This is a genomic window from Membranihabitans marinus (assembly GCF_021729155.1).
Lineage (GTDB): Bacteria > Bacteroidota > Bacteroidia > Chitinophagales > Saprospiraceae > Membranihabitans > Membranihabitans marinus.
This window is the reverse complement of record NZ_JAJQYA010000014.1, coordinates 82,477-101,916: the sequence shown is the minus strand read 5'-3', so window position 1 is coordinate 101,916 and position 19,440 is coordinate 82,477. Positions and strand designations below refer to the sequence as shown.

Sequence of the window (19,440 nt, the reverse complement as noted above, 5' to 3'; positions counted from 1 at the left end):
GCGGGCAAGGCGTTTAATGTATACATTCATTAACATTTAAAATGAAGATATGGCAGATCAAAAAGTTACAAAATCAATGATTGACCAGTCCATATCGTTGACTAAGGACTTGTTGTTGAGTTCAAAACCCATCCGACGCAATGGCTTTACTGAGCGAATGAAACCTCTTTTGCAGTCCTCTGAGGCCAAACATTTTGCCATTCGATTGATGGATGTGGCATTTCGTTCCAAAAATGAACAGCGAATTGCAGACTACATTTTGCAATTGCTAAACAATTCTAGTCGATATCAGGCATTGTTTTCAACTGGGGAGCGTTTTTTGGTTTATTTATTTCGAACCATAGGTTATCGAGTTCCCAAGATCAGCATTCCGCTGTTGCAATATTATATTAGGCGATTAACTCGGCCGGTGTTGTTTTTTGTCGATGATGATGGTTTCAAAAAACATGTGGAGGGTCGACGGAGACAAGGCGTGCGATTGAATATTAATTTAATTGGCGAGGCTTTGTTGGGAGAACGTGAGGCCAATGAGCGGATTCAACAGTATTGCTATCTTTTGCGCCAAGAAAATATCGATTATATTTCCATTAAAATATCTACTCTGTATTCCCAAATCTCAACCTTGGGCTATGAAGATACCCTGCAATGTTTGATAGAAAAATTGTCAATAATTTATCGGCAAGTACTCGATGTAGAGAGGGAGACCGGTGTGCAAAAGTTTGTCAATCTCGATATGGAGGAATATCGAGATCTCAGTCTCACCATGGATGCTTTTATGCAAACTCTATCCCTGCCCGAATTTAAACAGGTAAAGGCTGGAATTGTCCTGCAAGCGTATTTGCCGGATGGTTTTCCCATGATGGAAAAATTAAAAGATTGGGCCATTCAACGCGGTCAAAGTGGAGGAGCTCCTGTCAAAGTTCGTTTGGTGAAGGGAGCCAATATGGAAATGGAAAAAACGGAGGCATCTTTAGAAAATTGGCCATTGACCACTTACGACAACAAGATGGATACCGATGCTAATTTTAAAAAGATCCTTCTCCATTTACTCCAGCCTTCGTCGATTGAATACCTTCATGTGGGTATTGCTTCGCACAATTTATTCGACATAGGTTTTGGTTTGCATTTGGTTAAAAAACATCATTTGGAATCGTATGTAGATTTTGAAATGTTAGAAGGCTTGGCCGAGCCGACGGTGTTGAATTTATTGACGAGGGGGGTAGCTGTTATTTTGTATACACCTATAGTCAGGGAAAAAGATTACCATCACGCCATAGCATATTTGGTTCGTCGATTAGATGAAGGGAGTCAGGAAGGGAATTTTTTAAAGGAGGGATTTCATCTCAAAGTTGATTCTCCAAAATGGCAGTTCTTGGAAAAGCAATTTCGCGACTCAATGGAAAGAATCTCAACGGTGTCCGACGTGGCCCAAAGGCAACAGGACAGAAGTAGAGAAGAGTATGTCGTCCAGCAAGGATTTGACAATGTAGCGAATACTGATTGGAATTTAAAAAGTAATAGAGAGTGGATAGCATCGGTTAAAGAGAGATGGCAGAATCCTGAAAATATAATAGGGAAGGTTATTCCTGTAGTGGGACCTATTCATCGAGATGATCGACCGACGCATCGCCATATTGGTTGGGATGGTCCATTGCCATGGGCCATTGAATGGGCCGATGAGGCTGATTATCGAGCTGCTCTAGCGAGTGATTCGGAGTGGTATGGATATACTTGGGAGGAAAGAATAGAGGTTGTCAGAAAAGTAGCGGTAGAGTTGGCCAAGTCGAGAGGGGATTTAATCGGGGTAGCGGTCACAGAATTGGGTAAAACGATTCACGAAGTAGATGTCGAAGTGTCAGAAGCCATAGATTTTGCTAATTATTACGCTTTTCAACTGTCCAATATGGTGGCTGAGGGGATGGAGTTGGAAAGTCGTGGTATTCAATTGGTATTGTCTCCATGGAATTTTCCTTTGGCCATTCCCGCAGGAGGAGTATTGGCTTCCCTAGCGGCGGGGAAACGAGTGATTTTAAAACCATCGATTAATGCAGTGGGCTGTGCATATGTCATTTGTCAGGCAATGTGGCGAGCTGGTATACCGCGTACGGCATTGATGCTGATGCCTATTGAGGAGGCGGGCTTAGATCCTTTGTTATCTGAAGAGGGATTGTTCGATGCCGTTATTCTAACGGGGAGTACAGAGACGGCTAAATTTTTGTTAGATCGCAATCCTCGATTGCCATTATATGCGGAGACGGGAGGAAAAAATGCCACTATTGTTACCAGTTTGGCCGATAGAGAGCAGGCTATTAAAAATGTAATACAATCGGCGTTTGGTAATCAGGGGCAAAAATGTTCGGCCACGAGTTTGTTGGTTTTGGAGAAGGAGGTTTTTGAAGATCAACATTTTAGGCAGTTGCTAAAAGATGGTATTTTGAGTAAGCGACAGGGCAATCCTTGGGATTTTGCGGTTCAGTGGTCGTCATTGTCTGTACCTATATCGGATAAGATAATTCAGGTGATTGAGAGCACTCCCGATGATAAGTGGTTGATCAAACCGGAGAGGGAGGGTGATTTTTATTTAACTCCTGGGGTGATATGGGGGATTGATGTCAATCATCCCGTCTATCGGCAAGAATTATTCGGTCCTATACTGGCGGTGATGGAGGCAGAGAATTTAGATCATGGCATTGATATAGTGAATGGATCGGAGTATGGATTGACCAGTGGTATTGAGTCGTTGTCTCGAGAGGAGGTCGCATATTGGCAGTCCCGGATAGAGGCTGGCAATCTGTATGCCAATCGATCGACCACTGGAGCCATTGTTCAGCGTCAGCCTTTTGGCGGGATAAAGGCATCCTCTTTTGGTTTGGGTTGCAAGGCGGGCGGGCCGAATTACGTGATGCAGTTTGTCAGTTTAAAAAAGGAGGGCAACAGTGATATCGAAACCATAGAGGCCGATTATTGGCAGCAATTAAACAGTCATTTTAAACTGGAAGTTGATGCTGCTCAGATTCGGGGTCAGCACAATATCAATCTTTATCTATGGCCTAAAAATGTAATTTGTTTATTGGATGGATTGACATCGATGCAGGATATATTGCGAGTGGACATGGTGGCTCAAATATTGAAGGTGCCAATACGGTATCTAGCGGTAGAGAGTAGGGTTATGCCGAAGTTGCTTCATTTGGAGATTGTCGAGGATTGGACGGATATATATAGTGATTTGGGATCGGGGAATATAGTAAGGGCGTTGAATTTCGATCGATTGGACGATGATTTTTTAAGGTATTGTCATCAGCGGGCCATATATGTCAATGGTCGCAAGCCGTCTGCCCGTGGGAGGATAGAGTTGCTCAATTATTTGACGGAGCAAAATCGATCCATCAATTATCACCGGTATGGCAATCTATTGGATTCTTGAAAATGACCGAATGAAGTTGCTCAATAGAGCAACCCGATGGACTAAATGTCCATCGGATGAGGGAACCGAGACCACTGGGCTCGGGTGGGTAGGCCACCGTGCCGAGGCGTGGTATTAATAATACTTCATGATAATCTTTATTGGCATCAATGGATAAAAATTTCAATTTATGTAAATTAGATTTAGACGCAAAATTTTGCGCCTCTACCAATCGTGATCACCCTGTAATTCGATAGCGAATTAACAGCGTCACTGCCCCGTAAATCGTAAGGATTTCACCTTAATTTATTATGTCGTCCTTTCCGATTAATTTTATCTATTGAGGCTGTGGACTGTAAGACGTCCAACCTCCATCTACAACAATGGTTTGTCCGGTGATTTGGCTGGATAATGGTGACAGTAAAAACAATACCGCATGGGCAATGTCAGTAGTATATGCTACTTTGCCTGTCGGGGTGATACGCTCCCACTGTTCTTGAAAATCTTTGTCCAACTCTTGAGTGCGCTCCGTCATAGTGGCACCCGGAGATACTGCATTGACGGTAATGTGATGAGGACCCAATTCAACAGCCAAAGTTTTGCCCAAATGGCGAAGAGCAGCCTTCGTCATACCATAGGCCGTGAGATCTTGATGGGCTTGGTGACCTGTCACCGATGACATAAAAACTATCCTTCCCGATACATTGTTTTTAATCATGGACTGCGCCGCTTTCTGCGCCAAGAAAAATGATCCTTGAAGGTTGACAGCCATGAGTTGCTGAAACTTTTCTGGACTATAGGTGAGGAAGTCTCCAAATGTGGTGATGCCGGCATTGGCTATGGCGTAATCAAGCTGTCCAAAATTTGTTTCTGCAACCGAGATCATCTCGTCTATCACTTCCATTTCGCAAGAATTTCCCGATACAACCATGCATTGACCACCCAGTGTTCGTATTTCGTTGGCCGCAATATGGGCGGCATTTTCATCGATATCATTTAAAACGATATGGCAACCCTTTTGTGCCAATTGTCTGGCTATTTCAAATCCTATGCCTATGGCAGCTCCCGTAATAATGGCTGTTTTGTCTTTAAATTTTGTCATGGTGGCTAATATCCTTTTTTTGATTGGATTGTTAAAGTAAAAATATAATTCTTGAACAATATCTAGCATTAATATACTTTTTTGTTTCAAATAATTTTTAATATTGTTTACAATTTTCTGTTACATTTTTTTGTAAAATATTACATGTAAATAACTACGACTAAATACAACACCCTATGAAGCTTCGAAGTCAAGAATGGTTTGGTAGAAAAGGCAAAGATGGTTTTATCTATAGAGCATGGATGAAAAATCAAGGAATACCAGATGACGAATTCAATGGCAAACCAGTTATCGGAATTTGCAATACTTGGTCTGAACTCACTCCTTGTAATGCCCATTTTCGACAATTGGCCGAATCGGTTAAATGGGGTATCATAGAAGCCGGAGGTTTTCCGGTAGAATTTCCCGTGATGTCATTGGGTGAAACCATTATGAAACCCACAGCCATGTTGTTCCGCAATCTCATGAGTATGACGGTAGAAGAATCCATTCGAGCCAATCCCCTCGATGGTGTTGTCCTCTTGGTGGGTTGTGACAAAACCACCCCAGCTTCGGTAATGGGGGCATGTAGCGTAGATATTCCAACCATTGCCGTATCCGGAGGCCCTATGTTGACCGGAAAATTCCGTGGCAAAGATATGGCGACCTCTGATATCTGGCGCCTCAGTGAAGCCTTTCGATCGGGAACCGTAGACGAAGCGACTTTTAGAGCATCAGAAGGTGCGATGTGTCGCAGTCAAGGTCATTGTGCCGTCATGGGGACAGCCTCCACGATGGCCTGTATGGTGGAATCCCTAGGTCTGACCTTGCCGGAAAATGCAGCCATTCCCGCCGCCGATTCTCGCAGAAAGGTGATCGCTCATATGTCGGGAAGGAGGATTGTGGAAATGGTGAAAGAAGACCTTAAACCTTCAGATATATTGACCCGTGAAGTTTTTGAAAATGCCATAATGGCCAATTCAGCCATCGGAGGATCTACCAATTTTATGATCCATCTAATGGCCATTGCCGGTCGGATAGGTATTGATCTCAGTCTCAAAGACTTTGACGAATTGGGGAGTAAAATTCCATTATTGGCCAATTTGCAACCATCAGGTCAATATTTTATGGAAGACTTTTACTACGCTGGAGGTCTGCCCGCCGTGCTAAAAGAACTATTGCCCTACCTTCATCCCAATGTGATAACCGTCAATGGGAAGTCGGTCGCCGAAAATTGTCGCGATGCAGAATGCTTTAACGACGCCATAATCGCCAGTCTAGACAAACCGTTTAAAGACGAATCAGGCATGGCAGTAGTCTATGGCAACCTTTGTGAAAAAGGGGCCGTGATAAAACCCTCGGCTGCTACCCCAGAATTGATGCAACATCGCGGCCAAGCCGTAGTCTTCGAAACCATAGAAGATTACAATGCCCGCATCAACGATGAAGATTTGCCCGTGGATGAATCCAGTATATTGGTTTTGAAAAACGTAGGTCCAAAAGGATATCCAGGTATGCCGGAAGTCGGAAATATGGGATTGCCCGGAAAGTTGTTGAATAAAGGGGTGACCGATATGGTAAGGATTTCCGATGGGCGTATGAGTGGGACGGCATTTGGCACTACCTTTCTTCACGTATCTCCAGAATCAGCTATCGGAGGCAATCTGGCTTTGGTGGAAGATGGAGATTGGATAGAGGTCGATGTAGCTCAACGCCGACTCCATCTCGATGTCAGCGATGAAGAGTTGGCACGGCGACGAAGTGAGTGGAAGCCGATCGACTTGGGGATAGATCGAGGGTATGTCAAAATGTTTATAGACCATGTGGAGCAGGCCGATCAAGGCATGGATTTGTCATTCTTAAAGGGAAACTCTGGCAGTAAAGTAACCAGAGATTCCCATTAAAATAATATATCGATTTGTTAGGGTAGGCGAAGTTGATAGGCCTTGGGTTGTACAAATGCGCGAATGCCTTGAGAAGATAGGGTAGATCCCAAACCAGAATTTTTTCTGCCCGACCACGGTAAATTAGGACTTACTCTGTCGCAACAATTCCAATATACCGTACCGGTATTCATGGACTCTAAGACATCTATGGCGCGTTCTTTATCCTGTGAAAACACGGCTGCTGTCAATCCATAGACGGTATCTTTCATATATCCTATGGCTTCTTCATCGGAATCCACAGCTTGGATGCCTATTATGGGGCCAAAAGATTCTTCCATCATCACAGACATGGAGTGATTAACCGCTGACAATACCGTGGGTGCAAAATAATGTCCAAGTCCTGGTAATTTTTTGCCCCCGCATTCCAGCTGCCCACCTTTGTCCAAAGCATCTTTTACCTGAGCTTCCAACACCTCTATTTGTGCGCTTCTAGTCAAGGGACCTATAAATGTATCGGCCGACATGGGATTGCCTACTTTGTAGGATTTAACCTCTTCCACAAAATGTGATAAAAATTCATCGTAGATAGAGCTGGAAACATATATCCGTTCTACGGCACAACAGCTTTGTCCCGCATTGTAGAAGGCACCTTCTGCAGCATTGATGGCTGCTTGGCGAATATCTTGGATATCGTCCATTACATAAAGTGGATCTTTGCCTCCGAGTTCGAGTTGGACAGGAATTAATTTGGACGCCAAACTTTGGGCAATGTGCTGTCCGGTCTTGTGTGATCCGGTAAAGAAATATCCATTAAAATCCATGTCTAATAAAGCTTGTCCCACTTCTCCATCTCCGATGGCGGTTTGGAAAACCGACTCTGGAAGTCCAGCTTCATACAAATAAGCGGCCATCTTAAGTCCGGTAAGACTGGCGTATTCGGAAGGTTTATACATGACGGCATTGCCTGCGACTAAGGCGTATAAAAATACATTGTAGCCTACGTTGTACGGAAAATTCCAAGCGGAAATATTGGCGATCACGCCCAAAGGCTCGTATTTAATGGTCTCAATCATTGAAGGCGTATCGAAGGTCTCGGTGGCCAACCACTTTTCGGCGTAAGCCGTTAAATGGACAATGCGATTTTGAGCACCTCGGATTTCGTTGCGCGATTGTTGAAGAGGTTTGCCCGTTTCTGTGGTCAGGATTTCTGCCAATACTTCGAGATTGGTCTTGACGATTTCTCCAAAACGTTGAATAATAGCCAGGCGTTCGGCCACTGACTTTTGCCTCCATTGCGCTTGCCCTGATTCTAGCAGGGTAAATTTTGAAGCCAATGAGGACGCCGTGTCCATAGGGATTTCATCGACAATATTGGCATTGGCAGGATTAATTACTTTAAGAAATTTTATAGATTGATTGCTCATGTGATTTTCGTTTTAAAGATGTTGGATAAACAAATCCAATAATATATCGGCATCAATGACTTTGTCGCCCAAGGTATGAGAAAACTCCGGATGCCATTGGACACCCATGACTTTGCCTTCTGGTGCTCCAGAATAGCCAAAGGCTTCGATCAGTCCATCGTCGGAGTGGGCATAAACATTTAAATCGCGCCCCAATTCCTTGACGGCTTGATGGTGAACCGTGTTGACATGTGGATTTTTTTCGTGGCTGTAAAGACTTTCAAATAGGCTGCCCTTGACCCATTCAATGGGGTGACAAATCGTGTCGTACAATTCGGCGGATCGATGTTGGTGGGCATTGCTAATCTCCGTAGCAATATCCTGGTATAGACTGCCTCCAAAGTAGACGTTCATCAATTGAAATCCTCGACAGATGCCCAGCAATGGTTTGGAATGCCGAATGGCGTAATCCATGATCTTGAGTTCGTATTGATCCCGGTAACCATCTCCCTCCCAGTGCCCAATGGCCTGCGCACCGTAGGTTTGCGGAGCTATGTCTGCCCCGCCCTGCAACACAAACCCGTCCATTTCATCCAATATATCAGCCAAGATTTCAGGCAGTACATCGGGAATCAATACCGGCAATATGCCCTTTCTCGTCAAATAAACCGACATGTCGTTCTCTATATAATTCAATCGCTTATGGCCAAAAACCGTCCGCTCCACATCGGGATACATAAAACAAGCACTAATCCCTATCTTTTTCATCTGTCTATAGGTTATAAAGCTTTTAAATACAGTTCTTTAAAATCGGCTTGGCTTACGGGTTTGGGATTGTTGGGATGGGCAAAATCTGCCTCAGCCAATACCGACAATTCATCGATGTGTTCCGGTTCAACCCCTATGTCGGACAATTTTGTCGGCAATGATAATTTTTGGTTGAGTTCGGTCAAATAGTCCATGACTCGACTTCCGGCATCCCTACCCAAGCCTAGAGCACTGGCCATGGCGTCAAACCTATCTTCAAACCCCTGGTAGTTAAAGGCCATCCCATAGGGGAGATTGACGGCATTGGCCAATCCGTGATGGGTGTCCAAAAGGCTGGAAAGGGGGTGGGCCAAACTGTGGACGACGCCCAATCCTTTTTGAAATGCCACCGATCCCATCATTGATCCCAGCAACATCTCGGCTCTGGCCTTTAAATCGGGGGCATTCGTTGCCGATTCTATGGAGTGAGCAATGAGTTTCATGCCTTCCAAGGCTATTCCATCGCACATGGGATGATAATTTTTGGCCAAATAAGCTTCCATGTTATGGGTCAAAGCATCCATACCAGTGGCTGCCGTAATAAATGGAGGCAAATCCATAGTCAGAGCGGGGTCGGCAAATACGATATTGGCCATCAATTTGGGACTAAATAAAATTCTTTTTTTCTTGGTTTCATCTTCAGATATAATGGCAGATCGTCCCACTTCGCTACCGGTTCCCGAAGTGGTGGGGATGGCGATAAAAGGTGGAACCGCTTCGGTGACATATTGATCGCCCCCGATTAAATCGTCGTAATCGAAGAGGTCTCGATGATGGTGAATGCGCAAGGCTATGGCTCGAGCTACATCGATGGCCACCCCACCGCCGATACCGATAATGGCATTGCGTTGGCTGGAATTATAGGCTTGCCCTCCTTTTAAGACATCGGATTTAATGGGGTTTTTATGCATTTCGCTAAAAACCTCAACATTGATATGATGTCGTTCTAAATTTTCTACGATAGATTTAAAAAAAGGCAATTCAGCCACAGTGGCGTCGGTGACCAATAGTGGTCGGTCAATGGCCTCTTGCTTTAAGTAAGCGGGCAATTCTTTGACAATACCTACTCCAAACCGAATTGTGGTTGGAAAGTTAAATTGATAGGTTTTTTGAATATCTAACACGGTATATTTGTTTTTCTGTTTTTAAATGATTTCGAAGTAACGTTTTTTTTCCCAGTCTGTGATTTCTACCGAAAATTGTCTCCACTCCCAGAATCGAGTTTGAGTAAAATGATCTACAAATGCCGGATTGAAAAGTTCTCTAGATATGGGAGATTTATCCATGGCTTGACTGGCTTCGAAAAGATTCGATGGCAGTCGACCACCCCCTATATCTTCATAGCCATTGCCCGATGTGGGAGGCAGATCCAAGGACAGATTGTGTTCTATGCCGTACAATCCACTGGCCAAGCAAGCCGCCATTGCCAGATAGGGATTGACATCGGATCCTACGACGCGAGATTCCAAACGAGCGGATTTTTCACCCAGTGGGAGGGCTCTAAAAGCCGTAGTCCGATTGTCCACACCCCAAGTCAATGTCGTGGGTGCCCAAGCTCCTTCTACCAAACGTTTGTAACTGTTGATCGTAGGGGCCAGCATGGGTAAAATATGGGGTAGACAGTGAATCTGTCCTGCTAAATATTGCTGGAAAACTCGGCTCATATTATGGACAGCATCGCCGTCGTAAAACAAGTTTTTGTTCTTTTCTATATTCCATAAACTTTGGTGGACATGGCCGCTACATCCCGGTAATTCTTGCGATTGTTTGGCCATGAAACTCGGTATAATGTCGTGTTTAAATGCGATTTCTTTAACAGCGGATTTAAATAATACGGCGCGATCGGCGGCTTCTAAAATTTCACTGTATTGGATGGCGCCTTCATATACGCCAGGACCGGTTTCGGTATGCAATCCTTCGAGGGGAACTCTAAATTGGGCTAATAAATCGAACAAATCGTTGAAGTACTCACTGTATTCTGCCGCTTTTAGCAGGGAATATCCAAACATACCAGAAGTGAGGGGTTGAAGTTGTTGGAAGTTTTTTTCGTAGAGTTCCCGACTATTTTGTTTAAAATTAAACCATTCAAATTCCTGTGAAAAAAATGGAGTAAATCCCATAGTGTGGGCCTTGGTGATCACTTGTTTGAGCAGGCTGCGAGGGCAGGCCGCCATGGCCGAAGACGCTTGAGAACCAGTGAAATCGGCGAGGAAGAATGGGAGGTTGTTTTCCCATGGGATGTTGCGATAAGTTCGCCAATCGACAAAGGCTTCGGCATCGGGATATCCGGTATGCCAGCCCGATACCTGGACATTGTCGTAGGATTGATCGGCCATATCCCATCCGTAAACGACGTTGCAGAATCCAAAATTCGATTCCATCACTTGTAGGAATTTTTCTTTGTGCATCAGCTTGCCTCGCAAAACCCCATCGATATCGGCAATGGCTACCTTGACTTTTTGATGTGGACTGTCGATTATTTGTTGAAATATGTTTGATTTTAATGTTTCGTCATTCATGATGTCGCAGTTTTTTTATCTAAAAATAATAGGTAGCCGATATAGGCTATGGCAATAATGCCGTAAAATATTAGGGCAAGCGTGAGGTTGTAATAAGTCATGGCTATTAAAGCAACCACGGCTATGATCAATGCGGTAGCTGGGAATAGTGGATAGATGGGCACTTTAAATGGTCGGACGAGATTGGGTTCTTTTTTGCGCAGCGCAAAGAAAGTGATCATGGATATAATGTATAGATTGAGGGCGCCAAAACAGGCGATGGTGATTATTTCTGAAGTTTTTCCAGTGAATAAAGCCAAGATTCCAATGGCCATATTGAGGATTAAGGCATTGGCTGGGGTTTGAAATTTGGAATGTATTTTTTTAATTTTTTTCGGCGCATAGCCCACTCGTCCAAATTCAAAAGTAGCCCTGCCGGCAGCCAATATTATTCCGTGAAAAGAGGCGATCAATCCCAGCAGTCCTATCCCTATCAGTAATTTGTACAGGAAATGTCCGCTGTCTACTACATGGGCTAAGGCCAAGGGCAATGGCGAGTCAGAAGGAGTGTCGCTGCCCGGAGGATAGACGACGGTTTCCCAACCATTTACACCTACTGCGGCCATAAAGGTGAGGATACATAGAAATACCAGAGTGCCGATGGCTGATCCAAATCCGATTAATACATTTTTTTGAGGATTCTTGGCTTCTTCGGCAACATTGGCTACTCCTTCGATGGCCAAGAAAAACCATATGGCAAATGGGATGGCCGCGAATGCTCCTTGAAAACCATTGGGCAGTGGGTTTTTATGTAGGTTGGCCCATTCGAAAGAGGGAAGGGTGGCGCCGGCAAAAATCAATAATTCGATGACGGCCAACACCGTGATCACCAGTTCGAAGGAAGCGGCCAGTTTGACTCCCAATACGTTGATAGTAGTGAAAATCAAATAGGCAGCCACGGCAAATAACATGGGATGTATATCGGGATAGAGTAGGTTGAGGTAGGCTCCAATAGCGGCGGCTATCGCTGGCGGTGCAAATATAAATTCGATATTTTGAGTCATTCCGGCAAAGAAGCCCAATTTTCTACCCAGTCCACGGTTGGCATAGTCGAAGGCTCCCCCTGCCTTGGGTATGGCACAGGCCATTTCTGTATAACTAAAGGTAAAGGTGACGTACATGATAATGATGAAAAAGGTGGCAATGGCCAGACCGTAAGTGCCTCCTTCTGCCAATCCTAAATTCCATCCAAAGTACATGCCCGATATGACATATCCCACTCCTAGTCCCCATAACATCAATGGACCTAGACTTTGTTTTAATTGTTCGTTGCTCATATTTTGCAGTATTATGGGGTGAAAAACGATAACAAGATAAAATTTTATAAGCAATGCAAATTAAATAATTGAATCACCTTCTACCGTCGTTATATGGAAATTTTCCTTGGACATCGCTTTGAAATTTTATTCCTAGGTTTGGGCCATACTACCTGCAAACACAGATTGAGGTCTATTAAAACCTCATTTGTGAAAGCCCAAATCAGTCAAATAATTCTGTACAATATCACATCCTTTAGGCCCAGTCATACTCATAGTTCAGTAGATATGACCATCCTACAAAAGGACGGTGAATTCTCCGTTATATTTTTTCACTACAGTTGTATTAATAAAGAGAGTTAAATTAATTGAATGGATTAAAAATGTAGATTCAATTTTCCTATTATTTGTGATTTCACAGGGTGAGCCTATGGCTTTATTGTATTATAAAAAGTTAAAATAGTATAGTACACCAGCCATGGATAAAGAGATATTATCGTAAGATATTTGGTATTTTGTCCCAATATTAATTTTTGACACAAAAAAATAAACGCATGGTGACGAAGGCTATTAAGTGTTTGATGGTTACTTTACTTTCTATGTTTTTCGTTCAATGTAGCAACGACAACGATATGGAATCGAATCAGAACAATTGGAAGGAGAGTCAGCTGACTTCAGGGAAGGGTGGACATTTGTTAAATCCGGTGCAATCATTTTCGCCAAAAGATGAATACTTGGTATATGATGTGCGCAATGTAGGGGGAGATATTGGAGCCACACCCAGAATAGAGCGAGTCAATATAGCGACTCGGGAAGTGGAAGTGGTTTATGAAACTCCTGGTCAGACCACTTATGGTCCAGGTGTTGGGGCGGTGGCTTATCATCCCCATGAGGATATGGTGCTGTTTATTCACGGATTGCTAAACTGTGATGAAAGTCGCCCTTATGGTTTTACCCGACGGACAGGAGTGGCTGTAGATATGAATCATCCTAGTCAGGGAATTTGGATGGATGCTAGGGATGTGACGCCTCCATTTACCGTGGGTGCCATGAGGGGAGGAAGTCACGCGCATTCTTGGAGCGGTGATGGAAAATGGGTGACATACACTTACAACGACGATGTGATGGGGCAGTTGGCGGAGAAAGATAGCACTGTGGGCAATCTCAGGTTTATAGCTGTAATGGCTCCTTGGGGGGCGGTAGAGGTAGATGCAGATGCCGAAGGGGAAAACAATTCTGGTACTATGTTCAATATGGCCGTAGCTAGAGTTACCGAAAATCCTAAGCCGGGTTCCGATGAAATAGAAAAGGCTTATGAAGACGGCTGGATTGGGCAAAATGGATATGTGAAATCCAATGGAGAACAACAAAAATATGCTGTGGCTTTTCTCGGAGATCTTCGAGATGAGGCTGGCAACTTGTTTACAGAAGTGTTTGTAGTCGATTTGCCTGAGGAAATGCCTGATTTAAGTAATGAACAACAGTTGGCAGGGACAGCAGTCAGTCGTCCACTGCCGTTGAAGTCAGTGGTTCAGCGACGTGTGACTCATTCTGAAGATCGAAAGTATCCCGGCGTTCAGGGACCGAGGCAGTGGATGAAGAGTTCTCCCGATGGAAAGTGGCTATACTTTATGATGAAGGACGATGAGGGAAGGGTACAGATTTATGGTGTACCTACAGTAGGGGGAGAAATTGTGCAAATGACTTTTAATGACTTTTCCATTGATACTTCCTTTGATCTACATCCGGCAGGTGGGGTATTGGCCTATGGTTCTGATGAAAAAGTGTATATTACGGACTTAAATAATCACGAAACACATTGTCTGACAGAAAATATAGCTGATCACTACCAAGAATTACACGGTATCCAGTGGTCGCGCTCAGGCAAGGCATTGGCCTATAATCGTGCGGTAGTGGAAGACGGTAAACCCTATTATCAAATATTTTTATTGACATCAGATGAAGAATAAATGGTCTATTTTAGGCTCAATTGTGGTTTTTATATTTCTAATAATTATATTTTTTTATACTGAAAAAATAGCCAATATGGCTTCAGATAAGGACGTCATAGCCTATGACGATGTGCGTAAAAGCAATTGGACTTCGCCGTTTGAAGAGGTGTCCATTCCGTCAACCCTAGATGACGAATCTCAACCGGCCTGGTTTTATGCTTCGACCTCTGAAGAGCCACAGCCTTTATTGGTGAGTTTACACACGTGGAGTGGAGACTATAATCAAAAAGATGATTTAGCGAAAATGGCAGTGGAGGAAAATTGGAATTATATTCATCCCAATTTTCGAGGGCCCAACTGGACGGTAAAGGCCTGTTGTAGTGAATACGCCCTCAGCGATATCGAAGATGCCATAGATTACGCCATTGCCAATGGTCGTGTAGATGTCAATAAGATTAGAGTAGTAGGTGTCAGTGGTGGCGGATATGCGGCCTTGGCCGTCTACATGAAATCCAAACACAATATTGAGAAAATATCGGCTTGGGTGCCCTTAGTGGATTTGGAGGCATGGTATAATGAATCGACGATAAGAGGCAATAATTATGCGAATAATGTAATGAAATGTACGGGTTCTGAGGGAGAGACTTTGAATGTGGAGGAGGCATTGGCCAAATCGCCATTGCATTGGGAAACGCCGGATCGCGACACCAAATTGTCTATTCATGCCGGTGTATATGATGGATTAAAGGGCAGTGTGCCGATTACCCATTCTATTAATTTCTACAATAAGTTGGTCGATGATTTGGGAGCTGATGATGAGGGAAGTCGAGTGACGGCAGAGGAGACTTTGTATTTGTTGGAAAAGAGAAAGCCATTGGCTGAATTGGGTAAAATAGGTGATCGCGACATTTGTTTGTATAAATCTTTTAAAAACATCGATTTGACCATATTTGTCGGTGGTCATGAAATGTTGCCTGTGCCGGGATTTGAAAAATTGAAATAACAGTGGGTAGTAGTGGTTAATTGCAATAAGTAATGGTTAATTGCAATGGGTAATGGTTAATTGCAATGGGTAATGGTTAATTGCAATTAACCATTACTACCCACTTCAAATAAATCTTTTAGCTCACTGTTGCTCAGGTTTCCGATCCAATTCTCTCCTGTGGCCACCGTTAAGTTGGCCAATGCTTTTTTGGATTGGATCATTTTATCGATCCGCTCTTCAAATGTATTTTTGGTGATAAAGCGGTGAACCATGACCTTCTTTGTTTGCCCTATTCTATAGGCTCTATCGGTAGCTTGGGCTTCTACTGCCGGATTCCACCACAGATCGTAGTGAATCACATGACTGGCAGCAGTTAGATTAAGCCCCGTCCCAGCCGCTTTCAACGACAGTATAAATATTTTTTCCGCAGGCTTGTTTTGAAATGAATCCACCATCTGTTGGCGTTGTTTAAGGTTGCAACCTCCATGGTAAAACAATGGTGTTTCTCCGTATTTTTCGGCAATAAATTGTTGTAACATTCTACCCATTTCAGCAAATTGGGTAAATATTAAAACTTTCTCATTGTTTTCTAAAATACTGTCTAACTTCTCGAATAGCAAATCCATTTTGCCGCTTAGAGAGGCGTCCATGGCATTGTTTTTAAGAAATTGGGTTGGGTGATTGCAGATTTGTTTAAGGGCTAAAATCATTTGCAAAACCAAACCTTGTCTGGTGAAAAGGCCTTTCTTATCATTGACTTCAATGGCTTCAATATTTTTCATTGCCTCCTCCAAGGTCTTTGTGTATAATCCCACTTGTTCTTTAACTAAGGTTGAAAAACTGTTAATCTCAATTTTGTCGGGTAGATCACTGATGATGGTTTTATCTGTTTTTAATCTCCTCATTAAGAATGGGCTAGTCGCTTTTATTAGTTTGTTTGCGACTTCTTTATCATTGAATTTTTCTATTCTTGTACTGAATTGCTTTCTAAAGGTTTTTTCACTTCCCAGCAAGCCTTTATTGCTAAAATCCATGATGCTCCAAAACTCACTTAGTCTGTTTTCTACTGGTGTGCCGCTCATGGCAATATAGTTATCGGCGCCAATGCTTTTAATGGCTTTTGACTGCGCAGTGTTGTGATTCTTAATATTTTGTGCTTCGTCGATGATCAATGACTGCCATTTCATCTTTTTGATCTTTGCTACTTCCGACCTCGCAATACCATATGAGGTAAGTAAAATTTCAAAATCATTTTCAATCTTGCGCGCCGATCCGTGATATAGAAGAATTTTTAATGTCGGGGCAAATTTTTGAAATTCCGATTGCCAATTCATCAAAAGTCCAGTAGGGGCTATGACTAATGCTTTTTTATCTTGAAATAGCCCTTCTTCTTTATATTTCAATAAGGTGGTGATCACTTGGATGGTTTTGCCCAATCCCATGTCATCGGCGAGTATTGAACCAAAACCTATTTTGGAATTGCGATAGAGCCAGGAATATCCTCTTCGCTGATAAGGTCTCAATGTCGCCTTCAGTGAAGAAGGTGGTTGAATTTCGTCCAATGAGGTCAATTCATTAATCAACTTTGTTACTTCATCGGTCAGTGATATGGGCGCACCTTGATATTCTTCACTTAATGCGATTTGTAATAACTGCAGTGTGTTTAATGAATTATTCCCCCTTATGTGTTTTTGGAGTTTTTCTAAATCCTCTTGTGTAGCATAAATATAATTTGACTTGTATTTAAATAAGCCATCTGATTGCAGCAGCAATTTGTTGAATTCCTCTTCACTTAACAATTTGTCGCCTATGGCAATTCGCCAATTAAACTTTAGAATTTCATCCAATCTGATATAGGATTCGCTGGGATATGTTGAAATACTTACACTGACTTTGGGGCGAATTAATTTTTGTAAGGATTTCGGGAGTAGGACGTCAATGTCGAGCAACTTTATTGCAGGAATCATTTCAAATAAAAATGGAATAAATTCGCCTTTGTCGTATATCATTAATTCCTCACCCTTGGAATTGAGGTAGTCGTCTATTCTATGGATAAATGGGCTTAACTGGCTGATGGATTGAAAGATGGAGAATCGATCCTGGTCAAAAATGGTATGAGTAAAAACATTTTGAAGCGATTGTGGACCTTCCATTAAATGGTCTCTATTTTGCACATTAATAGAAACTAGGAATTTATCATTAAAGGTCTCTTCGACTATTATTTGGAGTTTATACTTGCCTTGAGATATGAAAAATCTTTGAAGCCAAGCCATTATGCCCTTGGTCAATTCATTTTCTCCAGGTAAATCAAAACGGTAGTTTTGATTTTTCCAGAATAAGTTCATCACATTGTCATTTTTTGAAGAAATGTCAAAGGATGCTATGAGTTTGGTGATTATGATAGATAGTATATGAAATCCTGGAGAAGTATTGATCTCTTTTTGTTCAATCTTATTTTTATAAAATAAGAGCTTTGGAGGTAATATTTTTTCTACTTTTTCAATCATTAACCTCACCTCTTTACTCAACATGGCTGGCAACCATTGGACGGTATAGGATTGGTCTTCGAGTTGGACGATCTGAGGGCATAGAGCTCCATTGGCGATCAAATGCAAGCTGGTATTAAAAGCAGTGTGGAATGCGGCAGTTGACGGTTGATAATCAAGGGTTCTATTGGCTGGAATTTGTTCGAGAAGGAGTAAAAAATCAATTAAACGAATAGGCGAATCTCCCAGGATGGCATGGGCATTAAAGTTGTGATCCAGTACTATAAAGATGTCGTCCTTCTTTTCGAACAATGCATAGGGCGATTCTTCTTTAATGGCATGTGAAAGAGTGGATTTACCCTGAACAATCTTTTGGGCTATTTTAACCGCCCTTTTCATGGAGGTTGTATATTCTTTCTTGAAATCGGATTTTTCCAGATAAAAAGGTGGTTGATCTGAGAGCAATGAAATAAGGGCCAGATGAATATCTATGAGGTTGGAATACTGAACTTTGTCATAGGCATTGTAAGTCTTTACAGTATTCGATGTTTCTTTAACTGAAGGAGGGAAATAGATTTCCGTCAGTAAGGGAATGGAAAAACTTTCTTGTGAAATATGAACGCTTTTATTCAATTCTTGAATTAGATTTAAGTCGTGCAGATTGAAAACTAAAAAGGGGTTGTTGTCAATTTCCGAAGCGACTTTATAGATTACTGCGGCAAGGTGTTTGCAGGGTACAGCCCAATCGGGGCAAGAGCAAATCATCTTAAGATCTGACCATTGATTTGGAAAAACCAATAGACCTTGGGCCTTTGTGATATTCAGAATTTTGGGGTCGAGTTCTTTATTTAGTAATTTGGATATTAGGCCTGGATTATTCAATAATTCTTTAGTGAATAGTTCCTTTTGAGATTCAGAGAATTTGGGAATGGTGATATCTACACTATAGGGATGGACTCTAGAACCTGAAACATAAGCTTTGATTTTATTGTGGTCGAATTCTATATGGGTTACCGATCCTTTATTGGCATATGTTCGACCGCGGGGCAGTCGATTGCTGTAGTCAATATTGCTTAATGCATTAAGCCATTGTTGTCCCCACCACGTTTTACCATATTTCGCCATAGAATTATACCTCATTTTGTGGTTTAAACATATAAAATAATTATTTCTTGGCAATTAGATATAGTCGTGAATTTATAAAATGGTCGAGCTATGGTTTTAATGAAAATGGGGATAACAAAAAGAGTGATATAACCAATATCAACGGCAGCCGTAAATTTTGGGTGAATGTCAGGAATTAAAATTTTGATAGATTTATATTCTAATCACACCCGGAGCCCTTTGTCTGAACAGGATTAATACCAAATACGTTTTATGATGTCGGTTAAGATTTTTGAATGACTGAATGTAGTTGCCCTTTAGGGCAACCAAAGGTCGTAAATCGACCTTTGATGAAGGAACCGAGAGCTCCGTCTCTCGGGTGGGCTAGCCGTTAGACGAGGCAATGACTGAACAAAATTGCTCTTTGAGCAATCAAAGGTCGTAAATCGACCTTTGGTGAAGATGACCGAGCGAGGTTGCTCCTCAGAGCAACCAAATGTCCTCAATGGACATTTGGCG

The 19,440-nt window shown here is 42.5% G+C and carries 11 protein-coding genes; 4 read left to right on the top strand and 7 right to left on the bottom strand.

The features are described 5' to 3' along the window. Nucleotides 1-49 precede the first annotated feature (49 nt). Entirely contained in the window at nt 50-3,424 is a 3,375-nt protein-coding gene (locus LVD51_RS10755; RefSeq protein WP_236971239.1) for a proline dehydrogenase family protein, read from the top strand. A gap of 316 nt (nt 3,425-3,740) precedes the next feature. Here the strand turns inward: LVD51_RS10755 and LVD51_RS10750 are convergent, their stop codons facing one another. Beyond that, nucleotides 3,741-4,505 carry an SDR family NAD(P)-dependent oxidoreductase gene (locus LVD51_RS10750; protein ID WP_236971238.1) on the bottom strand — a complete coding sequence of 255 codons (765 nt, stop codon included), beginning with the start codon at nt 4,503-4,505 and terminating at the stop codon, nt 3,741-3,743. A 176-nt stretch (nt 4,506-4,681) separates the two neighbouring features. Here LVD51_RS10750 and LVD51_RS10745 point away from each other — a divergent pair, with 176 nt between their 5' ends. Next, nucleotides 4,682-6,388, top strand: coding sequence for an IlvD/Edd family dehydratase (locus tag LVD51_RS10745; protein ID WP_236971237.1), 1,707 nt, complete (start codon nt 4,682-4,684; stop codon nt 6,386-6,388). Nucleotides 6,389-6,405: 17 nt separating this feature from the next. Here LVD51_RS10745 and LVD51_RS10740 read toward each other — a convergent pair whose 3' ends face one another. Genes LVD51_RS10740 through eat form a run of 5 tightly spaced genes read right to left on the bottom strand, consistent with a single transcriptional unit; the run spans nt 6,406 to nt 12,415 of the window. Next, nucleotides 6,406-7,794 carry an aldehyde dehydrogenase family protein gene (locus LVD51_RS10740; RefSeq protein ID WP_236971236.1) on the bottom strand — a complete coding sequence of 463 codons (1,389 nt, stop codon included), beginning with the start codon at nt 7,792-7,794 and terminating at the stop codon, nt 6,406-6,408. Between the two features lie 12 nt (nt 7,795-7,806). Further along, complete coding sequence (locus LVD51_RS10735) at nt 7,807-8,541, bottom strand: gamma-glutamyl-gamma-aminobutyrate hydrolase family protein (RefSeq protein ID WP_236971235.1); 735 nt, start codon at nt 8,539-8,541, stop codon at nt 7,807-7,809. A gap of 11 nt (nt 8,542-8,552) precedes the next feature. After that, the gene (locus tag LVD51_RS10730; protein WP_236971234.1) at nt 8,553-9,704 is read right to left on the bottom strand and encodes an iron-containing alcohol dehydrogenase; all 1,152 of its coding nucleotides are present in this window, start codon (nt 9,702-9,704) and stop codon (nt 8,553-8,555) included. A 21-nt stretch (nt 9,705-9,725) separates the two neighbouring features. Next, a complete protein-coding gene (locus LVD51_RS10725; protein ID WP_236971233.1) occupies nt 9,726-11,099 on the bottom strand; it encodes a glutamine synthetase family protein in 1,374 nt (457 codons plus the stop codon). Next, nucleotides 11,096-12,415 (bottom strand): ethanolamine permease, encoded by a 1,320-nt coding sequence (gene eat / locus LVD51_RS10720; protein WP_236971232.1) that lies wholly within the window; start codon nt 12,413-12,415, stop codon nt 11,096-11,098. The genes LVD51_RS10725 and eat overlap by 4 nt, the downstream gene beginning before the upstream one ends. A 533-nt stretch (nt 12,416-12,948) precedes the next feature. Here eat and LVD51_RS10715 point away from each other — a divergent pair. Beyond that, the gene (locus LVD51_RS10715) at nt 12,949-14,364 is read left to right on the top strand and encodes a DUF3748 domain-containing protein (RefSeq protein WP_236971231.1); all 1,416 of its coding nucleotides are present in this window, start codon (nt 12,949-12,951) and stop codon (nt 14,362-14,364) included. A gap of 76 nt (nt 14,365-14,440) precedes the next feature. Next, nucleotides 14,441-15,349, top strand: coding sequence for an alpha/beta hydrolase family protein (locus LVD51_RS10710; protein WP_236971230.1), 909 nt, complete (start codon nt 14,441-14,443; stop codon nt 15,347-15,349). An 86-nt stretch (nt 15,350-15,435) separates the two neighbouring features. Here LVD51_RS10710 and LVD51_RS10705 read toward each other — a convergent pair whose 3' ends face one another. Beyond that, nucleotides 15,436-18,957 (bottom strand): DEAD/DEAH box helicase, encoded by a 3,522-nt coding sequence (locus tag LVD51_RS10705; RefSeq protein ID WP_236971229.1) that lies wholly within the window; start codon nt 18,955-18,957, stop codon nt 15,436-15,438. Nucleotides 18,958-19,440 lie beyond the last annotated feature (483 nt).